The organism is Kribbella hippodromi, assembly GCF_039531045.1.
GTDB lineage: Bacteria > Actinomycetota > Actinomycetes > Propionibacteriales > Kribbellaceae > Kribbella > Kribbella hippodromi.
In genome coordinates this window covers 156,385-170,485 of sequence record NZ_BAAAPH010000018.1, presented here as the reverse complement: position 1 = coordinate 170,485, position 14,101 = coordinate 156,385, and the positions used below count along the sequence as shown (strand labels likewise).

Annotated in this window: 17 protein-coding genes; 11 read left to right on the top strand and 6 right to left on the bottom strand. The window is 70.0% G+C overall.

Annotated elements, in window-relative coordinates:
- Nucleotides 1-5: 5 nt before the first annotated feature.
- On the bottom strand, nt 6-1,127 hold the full coding sequence (bagB, locus tag ABD260_RS26255; protein ID WP_344237412.1) for an ArsA family ATPase: 1,122 nt from the start codon (nt 1,125-1,127) through the stop codon (nt 6-8).
- A gap of 64 nt (nt 1,128-1,191) precedes the next feature.
- A complete protein-coding gene (gene bagA / locus ABD260_RS26250; protein ID WP_344237410.1) occupies nt 1,192-2,142 on the bottom strand; it encodes an ATPase BagA in 951 nt (316 codons plus the stop codon).
- 85 nt (nt 2,143-2,227) lie between these two features.
- Here bagA and sp36 point away from each other — a divergent pair, with 85 nt between their 5' ends.
- From sp36 to ABD260_RS26230, 4 genes are read left to right on the top strand one after another with little or no spacing between them, the layout of a single operon-like run.
- Nucleotides 2,228-2,389 (top strand): Sp36 family protein, encoded by a 162-nt coding sequence (sp36, locus tag ABD260_RS26245; RefSeq protein WP_344237408.1) that lies wholly within the window; start codon nt 2,228-2,230, stop codon nt 2,387-2,389.
- Nucleotides 2,386-2,847, top strand: coding sequence for a RidA family protein (locus tag ABD260_RS26240; RefSeq protein WP_344237406.1), 462 nt, complete (start codon nt 2,386-2,388; stop codon nt 2,845-2,847). Before sp36 ends, ABD260_RS26240 begins: the two co-directional genes overlap by 4 nt.
- A gap of 37 nt (nt 2,848-2,884) precedes the next feature.
- Nucleotides 2,885-3,832: an NUDIX hydrolase gene (locus ABD260_RS26235; RefSeq protein ID WP_344237404.1), complete on the top strand. Its 948-nt coding sequence runs from the start codon at nt 2,885-2,887 to the stop codon at nt 3,830-3,832.
- Nucleotides 3,829-4,596: an MBL fold metallo-hydrolase gene (locus ABD260_RS26230; protein WP_344237402.1), complete on the top strand. Its 768-nt coding sequence runs from the start codon at nt 3,829-3,831 to the stop codon at nt 4,594-4,596. Before ABD260_RS26235 ends, ABD260_RS26230 begins: the two co-directional genes overlap by 4 nt.
- A gap of 593 nt (nt 4,597-5,189) precedes the next feature.
- Here ABD260_RS26230 and ABD260_RS26225 read toward each other — a convergent pair.
- On the bottom strand, nt 5,190-5,867 hold the full coding sequence (locus ABD260_RS26225) for a Crp/Fnr family transcriptional regulator (protein WP_184837908.1): 678 nt from the start codon (nt 5,865-5,867) through the stop codon (nt 5,190-5,192).
- A 134-nt stretch (nt 5,868-6,001) separates the two neighbouring features.
- On the opposite strand from ABD260_RS26225, the gene nth reads away from it, so the two are divergent.
- The 6 genes from nth to ABD260_RS26195 all read left to right on the top strand — a co-directional run bounded on the left by nth (nt 6,002) and on the right by ABD260_RS26195 (nt 10,777).
- Complete coding sequence (gene nth / locus ABD260_RS26220; protein ID WP_344237398.1) at nt 6,002-6,766, top strand: endonuclease III; 765 nt, start codon at nt 6,002-6,004, stop codon at nt 6,764-6,766.
- Between the two features lie 82 nt (nt 6,767-6,848).
- Nucleotides 6,849-7,514 (top strand): TlpA family protein disulfide reductase, encoded by a 666-nt coding sequence (locus tag ABD260_RS26215; protein WP_344237396.1) that lies wholly within the window; start codon nt 6,849-6,851, stop codon nt 7,512-7,514.
- Nucleotides 7,511-8,281 (top strand): NUDIX hydrolase, encoded by a 771-nt coding sequence (locus ABD260_RS26210; protein WP_344237394.1) that lies wholly within the window; start codon nt 7,511-7,513, stop codon nt 8,279-8,281. The genes ABD260_RS26215 and ABD260_RS26210 overlap by 4 nt, the downstream gene beginning before the upstream one ends.
- Nucleotides 8,278-9,450, top strand: coding sequence for a MarP family serine protease (locus ABD260_RS26205; RefSeq protein WP_344237392.1), 1,173 nt, complete (start codon nt 8,278-8,280; stop codon nt 9,448-9,450). The genes ABD260_RS26210 and ABD260_RS26205 overlap by 4 nt, the downstream gene beginning before the upstream one ends.
- Nucleotides 9,451-9,546: 96 nt before the next feature.
- Nucleotides 9,547-10,038, top strand: coding sequence for a SigE family RNA polymerase sigma factor (locus tag ABD260_RS26200; protein ID WP_344237390.1), 492 nt, complete (start codon nt 9,547-9,549; stop codon nt 10,036-10,038).
- A 1-nt stretch (nt 10,039) separates the two neighbouring features.
- Nucleotides 10,040-10,777 carry a hypothetical protein gene (locus ABD260_RS26195; protein WP_344237388.1) on the top strand — a complete coding sequence of 246 codons (738 nt, stop codon included), beginning with the start codon at nt 10,040-10,042 and terminating at the stop codon, nt 10,775-10,777.
- Here ABD260_RS26195 and ABD260_RS26190 read toward each other — a convergent pair.
- The 3 genes from ABD260_RS26190 to nhaA are packed head-to-tail and all read right to left on the bottom strand — an operon-like array spanning nt 10,734 to nt 13,350.
- Complete coding sequence (locus ABD260_RS26190) at nt 10,734-11,588, bottom strand: alpha/beta fold hydrolase (RefSeq protein ID WP_344237475.1); 855 nt, start codon at nt 11,586-11,588, stop codon at nt 10,734-10,736. The genes ABD260_RS26195 and ABD260_RS26190 overlap by 44 nt on opposite strands.
- A 50-nt stretch (nt 11,589-11,638) precedes the next feature.
- Nucleotides 11,639-12,082: a phage holin family protein gene (locus tag ABD260_RS26185; RefSeq protein ID WP_344237386.1), complete on the bottom strand. Its 444-nt coding sequence runs from the start codon at nt 12,080-12,082 to the stop codon at nt 11,639-11,641.
- A gap of 53 nt (nt 12,083-12,135) precedes the next feature.
- Complete coding sequence (gene nhaA / locus ABD260_RS26180; protein ID WP_344237384.1) at nt 12,136-13,350, bottom strand: Na+/H+ antiporter NhaA; 1,215 nt, start codon at nt 13,348-13,350, stop codon at nt 12,136-12,138.
- Nucleotides 13,351-13,610: 260 nt separating this feature from the next.
- On the opposite strand from nhaA, the gene ABD260_RS26175 reads away from it, so the two are divergent.
- Nucleotides 13,611-14,057: a CBS domain-containing protein gene (locus tag ABD260_RS26175; RefSeq protein WP_344237382.1), complete on the top strand. Its 447-nt coding sequence runs from the start codon at nt 13,611-13,613 to the stop codon at nt 14,055-14,057.
- Nucleotides 14,058-14,101 lie beyond the last annotated feature (44 nt).

Below are 14,101 nucleotides of genomic sequence, written 5' to 3'. Positions count from 1 at the left end.
CTCAATCACACAGTGAGCAGGGCGCCGATTTCGCGGAGGCCGGTGAGGTCGTGGACGTCGTCGGCGAGGGCGGGGACCTCGACCGTCTTGATCGAGCGGTGGCCGCGGCGGAACCGTTCGGCTCGCTTGTGGTCGCCGACGACCTGCTGCATCTTGTCCGCGTGCAACCGCAGCACCGCGGCCGTCAACGGAGACTTGTCCGCTTCCTCGAGCTTCTCGGCCGCGGCGAGTGACCGCTCCGCCGACAGCTCGGGAGCCTGCGTGTTCGTCACCCGGTTCAGCACGACGCCGGCCAGCGGCATTCCCTCCGCGCGCAGCCGCTCGGCGAAGTACGACGCCTCGCGCAACGCGTCGTTCTGCGGCGCGGCCACGACGAGGAACGCGGTATGCGGTTCCCGAAGCAGCGCCACAGTCTGCTCGGCCCGCTGCCTGAACCCGCCGAAGAGCGTGTCGAACGCCGCCACAAAGGTCTGTACGTCGGTCAGTACCTGCGCGCCGAGCACCTTGTTCAGTACGGACATCGCCATGTTCACCCCGGCCGACATCAGCTTGAACGGACCGCGCGCCGGCGCCAGCAGCAACCGGAGGAAACGGCCCTCCAGCAGCGACGCGAGCCGCTCCGGCGCATCCAGGAAGTCCAGCGCGGAGCGGGACGGGGGAGTGTCGACGATGATCAGATCCCAGTCGCCGGTCTGCTCGGCCTGCTTGTGCAGTTGCCCGAGCTTCTCCATCGCCATGTACTCCTGCGTGCCCGCGAACGACGACGACAGCGCCTGGTAGAACGGATTCGCCAGGATCTGTTCGGCCTTCTCCGGCGTCGCATGCTGCAGTACGACGTCGTCGAACGTCCGCTTCATGTCGAGCATCATCGCGTCCAGCCGGCCGCCGTTCGCCGCGTTCACCTCGGCCACCGCCCGCGGGGTGTTGTCCAGCTCGGTCAGCCCCAGCGACTGCGCCAGCCGGCGCGCCGGGTCGATCGTGAGCACGACGACCTTCCGCCCCCGCTCCGCCGCCCGCAATCCCAGCGCCGCCGCCGTCGTCGTCTTACCGACGCCACCAGCACCACAGGTGATCACAATCCGGGTGGACGGGTCGTCGATCAACGCGTCCAGATCGAGCCCGCTCACCACCCGAGCTCCCCGCCTGCTCGACTCCGTCCGTTCGCCCAGTCGGTTCCACGGGGGTGCGTGCTCATGCCCGGAACTCCTCTGCCAGGTCGATCAGTGCGCCGTGGTCGATGCCTTCGGGCTGGAGTTCCAGCTCGGTGACTTTCTTGCCCAGGGCATCGATTCGGTCGCGGTTCTCGCGTTCCAGCCCGACCCGGATCGCGTGGTCGTGTGCTTCGGTGGCAAGCGTCCGTACCAGGTCGTCGCCGATCGTCAGCCCGGCCGCCTTCAGTCCCCGGGTCAGCTCCGCGGCGGGCAGTTTTTCCTTCACCGCAAGGGCGAGCGCGTCGTCGTCGAGCGGACTGTTCCGGACCATGTTCACCACGATCGACCCGATCCGCAGGTCCAGCGTCTCCAGTTGCTCGACCGCGTCCAGCGTCTCCTGCACCGGCATCTCCTCGAGCAGCGTGACCAGGTGAATCCGGGTCACGTCCGAGCGGAGCATGCCCATGATCGCGTCCGCCTGATTGCGGATCGGTCCGACCTTCGCGAGGCCGGCCACTTCGTGGTTCACGTTCAAGAACGGTGCGATCCGGCCGGTCGGCGGCGCATCGAGCACCACCGCGTCGTACGCGAGTTTGCCGTGTGCTTTGCGGCGCGTCGCCTCGTACACCTTGCCGGTGAGCAGTACGTCGCGCAGGCCCGGTGCGATCGTGGTGACGAAGTCGATCGCACCGACTTTCTCCAGTGCCTTCCCGGCGCGGCCGAGGTGGTAGTACATGTCGAGATACTCCAGCAGGGCCGCCTCGGCGTCCACCGCCAGCGCGTACACCTCGCCGCCGCCGGGGCCTTGCGCGATCCGGCGCTCGACGTACGGGAGGGGCGGAACGTCGAACAACTGGGCCAGCCCCTGGCGCCCTTCGACCTCGCAGAGCAGCACCCGCTTGCCCTGCTCCGCCAGTGCGAGCGCCATCGCCGCCGCGACAGTGGTCTTCCCGGTGCCACCCTTACCGGTGACCACGTGCAGTCGCGCCATACGTCCCAGGGTAGGACGTGGCCTGCAACACAGCGTTCCTGACCGGGGCGGTGGGGTGGGGGAGGAATCGGTACAGTCCCCTGTTATGAAGAAGTTCGAGTACTTCACCGCGCCGTTGCTGGTCCACTCGACCAAGGAGATCCTGGACAACTTCGGCCAGGACGGCTGGGAGCTGGTCCAGATCGTCCCGGGCATGAACCCGGAGAACCTGGTCGCCTACTTCAAGCGAGAGATCGAGGACAAGTGAGCCACCCGGAAGAGAAGCTGGCCGAGCTCGGCCTGAAGCTGCCCGAGGTGGCCAAGCCGGTCGCCGCGTACGTCCCGGCGGTCCGCACCGGTGACCTGGTGTACACGTCCGGTCAGCTGCCGCTGCGTGAGGGCGCGCTGATCGCCAGCGGCAAGGTCGGCGACGCCGTCACCGCCGAGGTCGCGAGCGAATGCGCCCAGCAGTGCGCGCTGAACGCACTGGCCGCGGTCAAGGCCGAAATCGGCGACCTGGCGAAGGTGAAGCGGATCGTGAAGGCGGTCGCGTTCATCGCGTCCACCGCCGACTTCACCGGTCAGCCGCAGGTCGCCAACGGTGCGTCCGAACTGTTCGGGCAGGTCTTCGGCGACGCGGGGCAGCACGCGCGCAGCGCGGTCGGCGTACCGGTGCTGCCGCTGGACGCCCCCGTAGAGATTGAACTGATCGTCGAGGTCGGCTGACCGCCCACCCGGGTGGCGGCGCGGAAGGTGTGACACGGTGCGGGATCTGACGTCCGAGCTGATGACCGGCCGCATGGCCGAAGTAGCCCTCGAGTACGCCCAAGGCTCCCGCACCCCCACACCACCCCACCCCGCCGCAACCGTCATCCTCCTCCGCAACCCGCCGACCACGCCGACCACGCCGACCACGCCGACCACGCCGACCGCGCCCACGCCACCGCCCGCGCCCACCCCACCGCCCGGGGCGGCGACCCCGCCTGCCCCGGTTGATCCGGCGGGTGTGCACTCGGGGCTGGAGGTTTATCTGCTTCGGCGCCAGCGGACGATGGCTTTTGCTGCAGGGATGACTGTCTTCCCCGGCGGCCGGGTCGACCCGACCGACTCGACGGTCGCCGACTCCTGGTCCGGCCCCTCGCCGGAGTGGTTCGCCGGCCGGCTCGGTTGCTCCGCCGCGACCGCCGCCGCGTACGTCGCTGCCGCCGTCCGCGAAACCTTCGAGGAATCCGGCGTCCTCCTGGCCGGCCCGTCGCCCGACTCGATCGTCGACGACACCACCGGCGACGACTGGGAAGCGGACCGAGTCGCCCTGGAGTCCCGCGAACTCGGCTTCTCGGAATTCCTGCACCGCCGCGGCCTGGTCCTGCGCGCCGACCTGCTCGGCCCGTGGGCGCACTGGATCACCCCGGAATTCGAGCCCAAGCGGTACGACACAGCGTTCTTCGTCGCCGCGCTCCCGGCCGGCCAGATCACCCGCGACGTGACGAGCGAATCCGACCAGGTCACCTGGATTCGCCCGGCGGAAGCAGTCGCGGCCGTCGACGCGGGCGAAGTACTCATGCTGCCGCCGACGTACATCTGCTGTCACGACCTCTCGCAGTACGCCGACGTGGCCGCCGTACTGGATGCAGTCGGCGAGCGGACGATCCGGGCGATCATGCCGACTGTGCGTGTCGACGGCGACCAGGCCTATCTGGAGACCACATGAAAGTCACCGACTACGCCACCCTGGTCCTCGCCGCCAACCCCGGCCCGATGACCCTGGACGGAACCAACACCTGGATTCTGCGCGCACCCGGTGCGGAGCAGTCGGTGGTCGTCGATCCCGGCCCGATGCTGGAGGACCACCTGCGCGCGGTCCTCGGCGAAGCCGGCCAGGTCGCGGTCGTCCTGCTGACCCACAATCACCCGGATCACTCCGAGGGCGCCGCCTGGTTCGCCAACCAGGCCGGTTGTGGCGTACGCGCCGTCGATCCTGCTTTTCGCATCCCGACCGACCACGCGCACGGCCTGTCCGAAGGTGACGTGATCACCGTCGAGGGCCTCCGGGTCGAAGTACTGCCCACGCCCGGTCACACCCTCGACTCGGTCTGCTTCTGGCTGCCCCAGGACGGTTCGCTGCTGACCGGCGACACGGTCCTCGGCCGCGGTACGTCGGTGGTCGCGTACCCAGATGGTGCCCTGGGCCCGTACCTGAATTCCCTGGAGCACCTCCGCGCCTTCGCCGACTCCCCAGCCGGTGTCGCCCGCCTACTCCCCGGCCATGGCCCCGTGATCGACGACCCCAGCGCCGTCCTCACCTACTACCTGAACCACCGCCAGGAACGCCTGACCCAGGTCCGCGACGCCCTGGCCGCCGGCCACACCACCCCCGAGGCAATCGTCGCCCACGTCTACGCCGACGTAGACAAATCCCTCTGGCCCGCCGCCGAACGCTCAGTCCGAGCCCAACTGGACCACCTGAACCACTGAACCCCGCCCGTTGGATGGCCCGTCACGACTGTGCCGCGGGCGTGGTTCGAACTGGCGTCGCCCTTCGAAACCGCGGTCGTCACCGCTGATGCCGTACTGCGTGATCATCCAGTCGACGACGCTGACCTGAGGTCCTGATGCACACCCACGGTCTGATCGGGATGCGCTCAGGCCTTCGCCGCGCCTGATTCCCAGGTGCTTGCCCCCTGAGGTGGAGGGTTGGCCCCTCAAATTCTCGGGGGGCAACCCTCCCGTTGAGGGGCTGGCCCCTGAGATGGAGGGTTTGCCCCGGGGGAGGGGTCCGGGGGAGGGGTCCGCGAGGTGGGCGGGGTCCGCTGGGTCGGCGTGCTAGGCCGGGCCGGAGCGGGGACGCCGGGGTCGGCGTGGTGCGCCGGGCGGAGCGGGTCCGCCGGGGTCGGCGTGGTACGGCGCGGTGCGGCGCGTGCTGGGTCCGCGGGGCAGCCGGCTTGGGCGGAGGGAGGGGTGCGGGTTCGCCGGGGTCGGCGCGGTGCCGCGCGTACGGCGCGGTGCGGCGTGGTGCGGCGCGTGCTGGGTCCGCGGGGTAGCCGGCTTGGGCAGAGGGGGGCGGGTGGTCAGCGGGCTCGGCGTTGGAGGCGGTCTACGTCGAGGAGGACGACCGAGCGGGGTTCGAGGCGGACCCAGCCGCGGGAGGCGAAGTCGGCGAGGGCCTTGTTGACGGTTTCGCGGGAGGCGCCGACGAGTTGGGCGAGCTCCTCCTGGGTCAGGTCGTGGTGGACGTGGACGCCGTCGTCGGCGGTGCGGCCGAAGCGGCTGGCGAGGTCCAGGAGGGCCTTGGCGACCCGGCCGGGTACGTCGGAGAAGACCAGGTCGGCGACCACGTCGGAGACCTTGCGGAGCCGGGACGCGAGCTGCAGGAGCAGGCCGCGGGCGACCGCGGGGCGGCCCTCGAGCCAGCGGAGCAGCTCGTCGTGGGTGAGCGACATCATCGACGCGTCGGTGACGGCGGTGACGGTCGCGGAGCGCGGTCCGGGGTCGAACAGGGACAGCTCGCCGAACATCTGGCCCGGGCCGAGCACGGCGATCAGGTTCTCCCGGCCGTCGGCGGAGGTGCGGCCGAGCTTGACCTTGCCCTCGGTGACGATGAACAGCCGGTCGCCCGAGTCGCCCTCGTGGAACAGCACCTGGCCGCGGCGCAGCCGGCTCTCGGTCATCGACGCGGCCAGCGCGTCGGCCGCCTCGTCGTCGAGCTGACTGAACAGCGGTGCCTGTCGGAGCACTGCGGCATCCACGTTGGGCCTCCTAGGACCTTCGACCACGACTCCGGACGTGGGATCAGCCACGTCCGTCGACCGATATGTGTACACCCGGTCGCCACAAAACCGTAGCCCCTCAGGTGTCGGCACCGCCACGTAGGCTTGCCTCCATGCCATCCCCGCGTGTCGCGGACCCCCTCCCCGTGGTCCCGCTCAAGCTCCCCCGCAAGGCCCCGGTGTACGTCGACGAGACCCACACCCAGCTGGTCCGCCGGGCCCGGAAAATGCACAAGGTGCTCACCGAGACCTACCCGGACGCGCACTGCGAGCTGGATTTCCGGACGCCGCTGGAGCTGCTGGTGGCGACCATTCTGTCCGCCCAGACCACCGATGTCACGGTCAACAAGGTCACACCGACGCTCTTCGCCAAGTACCCGACCGCGAGCGCGTACGCGGAGGCCGACCGGGACGAGATGGAGACGATCCTGAAGCCGACCGGCTTCTTCCGCGCGAAGACGAACAGCGTGATCAAGCTGGGCCAGGCGCTGGTGGACGAGTACGACGGGGTCGTGCCGAACAAGCTGGAGGCGCTGGTCAAGCTGCCTGGTACCGGGCGGAAGACGGCCAATGTCGTACTCGGGAACGCCTTCGATGTGCCCGGGATCACGGTCGACACGCACTTCGGGCGGCTGGTCCGGCGGTTCGGGTGGACCGCCGAGGAGGACCCGGTAAAGGTCGAGCACCTCATCGGCGACCTGTTCCCGAAGAAGGACTGGACGATGCTGTCGCACCGGCTGATCTTCCACGGCCGCCGCCGCTGCCACGCGAAGAAGCCGGCCTGCGGCGCCTGCCCGATCGCCCAGTGGTGCCCGTCATACGGCGCCGGCCCCACCGACCCGGAAGCAGCCGCAAAGCTGGTGAAGGCCCCCGCATGAGCCCACACCCCCGATCCGGTACGCCGAGCCGCCTGCCCTTTGCAGCAGCTGGTGTGGGCGTGCGCTCGGTCCGGGAGGTCCGGTGACCCTTCCACGCCGATCCGGTACCAGCCGCGGCCGACTGCTCTTCGCGGCAGTGGGTGTGGTGGTGTTGACGCTGTGCTTGGCGGCGTGTGGGTCGGAGGAAGCTGATGGTCGGGCCAGCGCGCACGGCCAGTCAAGCCAATCAGCCGGGCAGCCGTCGGCTGGGCAGCCGTCGTCCGGGCGGAGTGTGGTTCCCGGGGCGGACAAGTTGGCTGGCTGTCCGGCGACCCCCTCGAAGCCGCCGGTCGGGAACGGGCTGCCGGACATCTCTCTCCCGTGTCTCGGCGCCGGCCCCGACATCCGCCTCGCGGACCTCCGCGGCCCCCTCGTCATCAACGTCTGGGCGCAATGGTGCGGCCCCTGCCGCGACGAAGCGCCCTACCTGGCGACCCTCGCGAAGTCCGCCAAGGTGACCATGCTCGGCATCGACTACGACGACCCGCGCCCGGAGCTCGCCGTGAAGTTCGCCGCCGACGAGGGCCTCACGTACCCGCATGTCGCCGACCAGGACAAGGCGATCCAGAAGGCGCTCAAGGTAGGCGGCCCACCCCTGACCGCCTTCGTCGACTCCAGCGGCGCGATCGCGTACGTACACCGCGGCGTACTCACCTCCCAAAACCAGCTGAACCAACTGGTCGAGGACAAACTCGGGATCACGCCATGATCTTCGGAGACGTCGGCATCCCCGACTGGTTGCGCCCGCTGGCCAAGGCTTCGGACGATGTGGATCCGCGCGAGCTGTCCAGATTCCTCCCGCCGGACGACCCCTCCGTCCGCAAATCAGCCGTCCTGATCCTGCTTGCTGACGGCAACGACGGCCCGGAGGTACTGCTCACCGAGCGGTCCTGGACGCTGCGCAAGCACGCCGGGCAGATGGCCTTTCCCGGCGGCGGCGTGGACCCGGAGGACGGGACCGGCGACGACGGCCTGGTCCGGACCGCGCTCCGGGAGGCCGAGGAGGAGACCGGGCTGGACCCGCGCGGCGTGGTCCCGTTCGGGATCTGGCCGGCGCTCTGGGTGCCGGTGAGCAACTTCGGCGTGTCGCCGGTGCTGGCCTGGTGGCGGGAGCCGTCGCCGGTCGCGGTGGTCGACCCGGCCGAGGTCGCCTCGGTGCACGAGGTGCCGATCAGCGCGCTGGCCGACCCGGCGAACCGGATCAGCTGCCTGCACCCGTCCGGCTTCACCGGCCCGGCGTTCACCATCGGTGACCTCTACATCTGGGGGTTCACCGCCGGGCTGCTCGACAAATTGCTGCTGCTCGGCGGATGGCACCGAGACTGGAGCCCCTCGAACGTCGTACCGTTGCCCGACCGGCTGGTCGAGGCGGCCTGGCGAAGCGAGGGCCGCCGGCCGGAGGACGTGCGGCGGATGACCGCCATCGAGCACGATCTCGGCCGGTCAACAGGGATAGCGTCGGAAGGTGCCGAGTGAACTGGCTCGACTGGGTGGTGCTGAGCGCGGCAGTGCTGGTGGCGATCTCCGGGTACGTCGAGGGCTTCGTGGTCGGCGCCTGCGCCACCATCGGTCTGCTCGCCGGTGCCGCGGTCGGCGTCTGGGGTGCCCCCAAGGGGCTTGAACACTTCTCACCGAGCGTGACGGTGTCCTTCGTCGCGCTGGTGGCGGTGGTGCTGCTGGCCGCCGGCGGTCGGGCGCTGGGCGCCGTCATCGGGGCCCGCATCCGGGACAAGCTGTCCTGGCGGCCGCTGCGCTTCCTGGACGCGCTCGGTGGCGCCGCGCTGGCGGCCGCGTCGGTGCTGATCGTCGCCTGGGTGCTCGGTGTCGCGGTGAGCGGTGCCCGGATCCCGAACGTGACGGCAGCGGTCCGCGGCTCCGAGGTGCTGGCGAAGGTCGATCAGGTGCTGCCGAGCAGTGCCGACCGGGCGCTGCAGTCGTTCAACGACGTGGTCAACACCGATCTGTTCCCCCGGTTCCTGGACCCGTTCGTCCCGGAGCGCATCCGCGAGACCCAGCCGCCGGACAGTGCGATCGCGCGGCAGGCGTCGGTCCGGGAGGCGTACACCCGGATCGCGAAGGTGACCGGCATCGCCAGCTGCTCCCGCGGTCTCGAGGGCAGCGGGTTCGTGTACGCACCGCAGCGCGTGATGACGAACGCGCATGTCGTCGCCGGCGTGAGTTCGCCGCAGGTCGAGGTGAACGGGCGGAAGTACGACGCGAAGGTGGTCGTCTTCGATCCGGAAACGGACATCGCGGTGCTGTACGTGAAAAACCTGAACGAGAAGCCACTGAACTTCGACCTGACCGGTAAGGCGGACGACCCGGCGGTCGTGCTCGGCTACCCGGAGAACGGCCCGTTCGACGCCGAGGCGGCCCGGATTCGCTCCGAGGAACGTCTCCGCGGCCCCGACATCTACGGCGACAAGACGGTCACCCGCGAGGCGTTCTCGATCTGGGCGTCGGTCCGCCCCGGCAACTCCGGCGGCCCGTTGCTGTCGGCCAAGGGCGCTGTGTACGGGGTTGTCTTCGCCGCCTCTGTCGAAGACAACCGCACCGGGTACGTACTGACCGCGCAACAGGTCGCCGCCGACGCAAAGGCCGGCACGACCGCGACCCAGGACGTCTCCACCCAATCCTGCACCTGAGCGAACCACCTGAGCGAACCACCTGCGAGAAACCTGAGAAACACTGCCCGCGGATGCAGCAGATCGCGCCCGTCGCCGCATTGGAGGTACGTGGTGGTGGCGACGGAACCGGTCTCGTTCGAGGAGGTGGTGCGGGCGTACGAGCGACGCCTGATCCGCCTCGGAGTGATGCTCTCCGGGAGCCTGCACACGGCCGAGGACCTGGTGCAGAGCGTGCTGGCCCGGGCTCACCGGAAGTGGGACCGGATCGGCGCACTGGAGCACCCTGAGGCGTACCTGCGGACCATGGTGGTGAACGAGTTCCTCGGTTGGCGCCGCCTGCTGAAGAACAGCGAGGTACCCCTTGCCGAGCCGGTCGACGCCCCGGCTGACGAGGACATCGGTGCCCGCCAGGCCCAGCGCGACGCCACCTGGCGGCTGCTCGCCCGGCTCCCGAACAAGCAGCGCGCCGTCCTGGTGCTGCGCTACTACGAGGACCTGCCGGACGACGAGATCGCGAAGGTACTCGGCGTCGCGCCGGGCACGGTCCGTTCGAACGCCGCCCGCGCTCTGGCAACGCTTCGCGACAACCTGGCAGAGGAGGATTGAGATGCCCAAGCTGACCGACGAAGAGCTCGGCGAGCTGCTCCGCGAAACCTTTGCGGACAAGGAGGATCTGGCCGACAGCTTGCCAATGGCAACCAAGCGGCGGCATCGGGTGTTACCGGCCCTGCTGGCCGCGGCCGCCGTCCTCGCGGTCATCGCCGGCGTCCTGGTCGCAGCCGACGGTACGCGCCGGCACGACCCGGCCGCCCGGCCGGATACCGCCGGGCCGGACACCGCGCAAACGCCGTTCGACGAGAACGGCCTCATCTGGGGCGCGGCGATCGCGACAGTGGCCCGAAACATCCAAACCCGCCCGGGTGGCTGGGAGGCGGTGCAGGTGCTGGCCGAGGGGGCAGTGTTCAGCGCGCAGGCCACGATCCGCTACTCCAGCCCAGGCCCCGGACAACGGGTCTGGCCGCCACCCAGGACGGTTTTCAGCACGGACGACCGGGCGCTGATCGAGCGAGCCTTGCGCCCGATCGGAGCGGGGGTTCGCTGGGACGACTCACCCGCACCGCGCTGCGCCGCGGGCGAAGTCGCCACAGTGACGGTCGGTGCGGTGATCACGCGGGGTAGCCGCCGGGACGTCCGCGTCACGTTGCGCAACAACTGCGGCGTCTCCGTGTCCGGGACGTACACCCTGCAGCGGATCGACGGTACCTGGCAGGTGGTCGGTGGTATCGGGTCACTGCCCTGTCTCACGCCGCCAACGAGCGGACCCAGGCCACGAGCAAAGTGTTGAACAGGTCCGGCGCCTCCTCGTGCGGGAAGTGGCCGGCCGGCCTGATCAGCTCGTGCCGCAGCGGCGCCGCGACCAGCTCCGGGGGCGTGGTCGCGGTGGGGGAGATGGCCGGGTCCTGGGCGCCTTGCAGTTGCAGAACAGGCACGGCGACCGGCGTACGCAGTTGAGCGGTGAACTTCCGTCCGTCCGGCCGGAATCGGGACCGCGCGAACCAGCGGTGGTACTCAAGCGCGCAATGCGGCGCCGGCCAGACCTGCAACGCGGCCCGGTACCGGCGGGATGCCTCCGCATCAGGGAAGCTGCCGCCCGGCGCGGCCCAGGCCCGGAGCAGGCGCTCGATGTGGATGCCGTCGTGTGCGAGCAACCGCCGCTCCGGGAGGATCGGCAGCTGAAACCAGGCGGTCCGCGTCACCGCCTTCCGCTGACCCGACCGCGTCAGCAGCAGCGGATGCGGCGCGGACACCGCCGCCAGGGCGCGGACCTGCCGCGGCGCCAGTACGGCGGCCGACCACCCGATGAAGCCGCCCCACCCATGCCCGACCACCACCGCGTCGGAGGCGCCGAGTGACCGGATCACGCCGGATACGTCAGCGGCGGCGGTGTACGGGTCGTACCCGCGCGGGGTCTTGTCGCTCGCACCGTACCCCCGCAGATCCATCGCGACCGCGCGGTACCCGGCCGCGGCGACGACCGGCAACTGATGCCGCCAGGCCCACCAGAATTCCGGGAAACCGTGCAGGAACAGGACGAGCGGATCGTCCGCCGCACCGCACTCCGCGACGTGGAACCGGGCCCCGTTGGCCGCGACCAGCGAATGCGACCAGGGGCCGTCGACCAGCAGGTCGACGACTCCCGCCGGGCTCAGCTCCGGACGCCTGAGTCCGGCAGGGCGGCGTGCTCCTCGTTGCCCTTGCCAATCGATTTCAGCGCCTCGACGGACTCCTTCGAGGTCTCGATCGTCCGCTCCGGGCCCTTCGCGCTCTTCAGCATCCGGATCCCGATCAGGACCAGGATCGCGCCGATCAGCAGGAAGGCACCGGCCACGATCAGGAAGGCGATCGCCGGGTGCAGACCGGCCGCGACCAGGCCGTACGCCGCGGCGATGCAGAGCAGGATGACCGCGAGCAGCGCCAGGAAGGCGGCTGCCGCGAACATTCCGGCGCCGGTTCCGGCCGCGACGGCAGTCTTCTTCAGCTCGGTCTTGGCGAGTTCGACCTCGCTGCGGACCAGGCTGGACAGGTCCTTGCTGGCGTTCGCGACCAGCTGGCCGACCGTGGGCTCGTCCCCGTGCTGCCCCATCGACATCGCAACTCCTTCCCACACGTCCGTGACCCGACACTACCGTCCGTACCCGCAGGTCAATCGGCGTACGCGCGGTTTCGGCGAGCCAGGAGCAATGCGGCGATCACCGCGGCCAGGACGGACGCGATCAGAACCGCCGCTTTGGCGCGCTCGATCTGGGCCGTGTCCGACCCGAAAGCGAGCTGCGTGATCAGCAAAGCGACGGTGAACCCGATGCCGGCCAGTACGGAGACCGCGCCGACGTCCCGCCAGGCGAGATCCGAGTTCAGCTCGGCCCGGGTGAAGCGCGCGGTCAGCCACGACCCACCGAACACGCCGATCGCCTTCCCGAACAGCAGTCCGGCCGCGATCCCGATCGCGACCGGATCGGTGAGCATCTGGCGTACGGCGCCACCGCTCAACGTCACGCCCGCGGCGAACAAGGCGAACACCGGTACCGCGACGGCTGCCGACCACGGGCGCAACCGGTGCTCGATCCGCTCGGCCGGCGGGTGCTCTTCGCCAGGGTCGGCGACCACGCGCGTGACCAGACCGAGCGCGACACCGGCGATGGTCGCGTGAATCCCGGACTCGTGCATGAACCACCAGGCGCCGATGGCGATCGGGATGTACAGGAAGGGCGTGCGGATGCGGCGCCGCTGCAACACGTACCAAAGCGCGATCAACGCGACCGCGGCGAGCAACGAGAACAGGTGGAACCCGTGTGAGAAGAACACAGCGATCACCAGGATCGCGCCGAAGTCGTCGACCACCGCCAGCGTCAGCAGGAACGCCCGCAGCGCACTCGGCAGCGACGAGCCGACAATCGCGAGCACGGCGAGCGCGAACGCGATGTCGGTCGCGGTCGGCACCGCCCAGCCCTGTGATTTGCCGTTGCTCGCGGTCAGGTTGACGACCAGATAGATGATTGCCGGGAGCACCATTCCGGAGATCGCCGCGACCACCGGTACGACTGCCTCGCTGGCCTTCGACAGCGAACCGACGACCAACTCGCGCTTCAGCTCCACCCCGGCCAGGTAGAAGAACAGGGTCAACGCGCCGTCCGAGGCCCACGCCTCGACGGTCAACGGCCCGAGCTGAGCGTCCCGCACATGGTGATAGGCGTCCTGCCAGGGCGAATTCGCCCAGATCAGCGCGATCACCGCCGCGGCCATCAGCAGCAGGCCGCCGGTGGTCTCGGTGCGCAGAACTTCGGCCAGGAAGGCTCGCTCCCGGCCCAGGACTCGGGGGAACGCGCGCCGGCGCGGCCGGATTCGAGGGTGCTGGCTCATGAACGGCCCTTCGTTTTCGGGGTCGGTCGGACGGAGCCGACCAGACTTCCCGGCGCACCAGCCCCGATTCTACCGGGTCTGTTTGCCCGGGTGAGTGGTTTGCGGCAAGGTGGGGCCTGGTGTGCCGGGAAGCCTGGTCGGCGAACTCGTCCCTCGTTCCGGGGTACGAGCCTGTCGTGCTGACCTGGGAGGCCGCGTGCACCGTCAGAGTCGTGTGAGCGATGTCACCGGCCCGGCCGCGCGCGGCGTACGCTGCGACTGTGCACGGAGAGCAGATCGCCGAGGACTTCCCGGTCGTGAGCCTGGACGACGATGCGCTGGCGGCCGTCCAGTTGCTCGCCGGTCATCGGTTGCCGGGGCTGATCGTGACCCGGCCGGACGGCTCGCCGTACGCCGTGTTGCCGGCTTCGCAGGTGGTCCGGTTCCTGGTGCCGAGCTATGTGCAGGACGATCCGTCGCTGGCGCGGGTGATCGACGAACCGCTCGCGGACCGGCTGGCCGACAAGCTCAGTGGTCTGACCGTACGCAAGCTGCTTCCGGACGAGCCGCGGGAGATCCCGGTGGTTGCCCACGACGACACGCTGCTGGAGATCGCCGCCACGATGGCGCGGCTGCGGTGCCCGCTGGTCGCGGTGGTGCGCGACCGGCGGATTGTCGGTGCGATCACCGCGTCCAGACTGCTCGAGCTGGCGGTCGGAGCGCACTGACCCTCGCCGCCGCCACCAGAGCGGCGGGAGCGTTCGGAGCGGTC

What these genes read in the sequence shown, in the direction of transcription:
- bagA (WP_344237410.1), bottom strand. Translation starts at nt 2,142, where the DNA reads ATGGCGCGACTGCACGTGGTCACCGGTAAGGGTGGCACCGGGAAGACC.
- sp36 (WP_344237408.1), top strand. Translation starts at nt 2,228, where the DNA reads ATGAAGAAGTTCGAGTACTTCACCGCGCCGTTGCTGGTCCACTCGACC.
- ABD260_RS26230 (WP_344237402.1), top strand. Translation starts at nt 3,829, where the DNA reads ATGAAAGTCACCGACTACGCCACCCTGGTCCTCGCCGCCAACCCCGGC.
- nth (WP_344237398.1), top strand. Translation starts at nt 6,002, where the DNA reads ATGCCATCCCCGCGTGTCGCGGACCCCCTCCCCGTGGTCCCGCTCAAG.
- ABD260_RS26210 (WP_344237394.1), top strand. Translation starts at nt 7,511, where the DNA reads ATGATCTTCGGAGACGTCGGCATCCCCGACTGGTTGCGCCCGCTGGCC.
- ABD260_RS26195 (WP_344237388.1), top strand. Translation starts at nt 10,040, where the DNA reads ATGCCCAAGCTGACCGACGAAGAGCTCGGCGAGCTGCTCCGCGAAACC.
- ABD260_RS26185 (WP_344237386.1), bottom strand. Translation starts at nt 12,082, where the DNA reads ATGTCGATGGGGCAGCACGGGGACGAGCCCACGGTCGGCCAGCTGGTC.
- nhaA (WP_344237384.1), bottom strand. Translation starts at nt 13,350, where the DNA reads ATGAGCCAGCACCCTCGAATCCGGCCGCGCCGGCGCGCGTTCCCCCGA.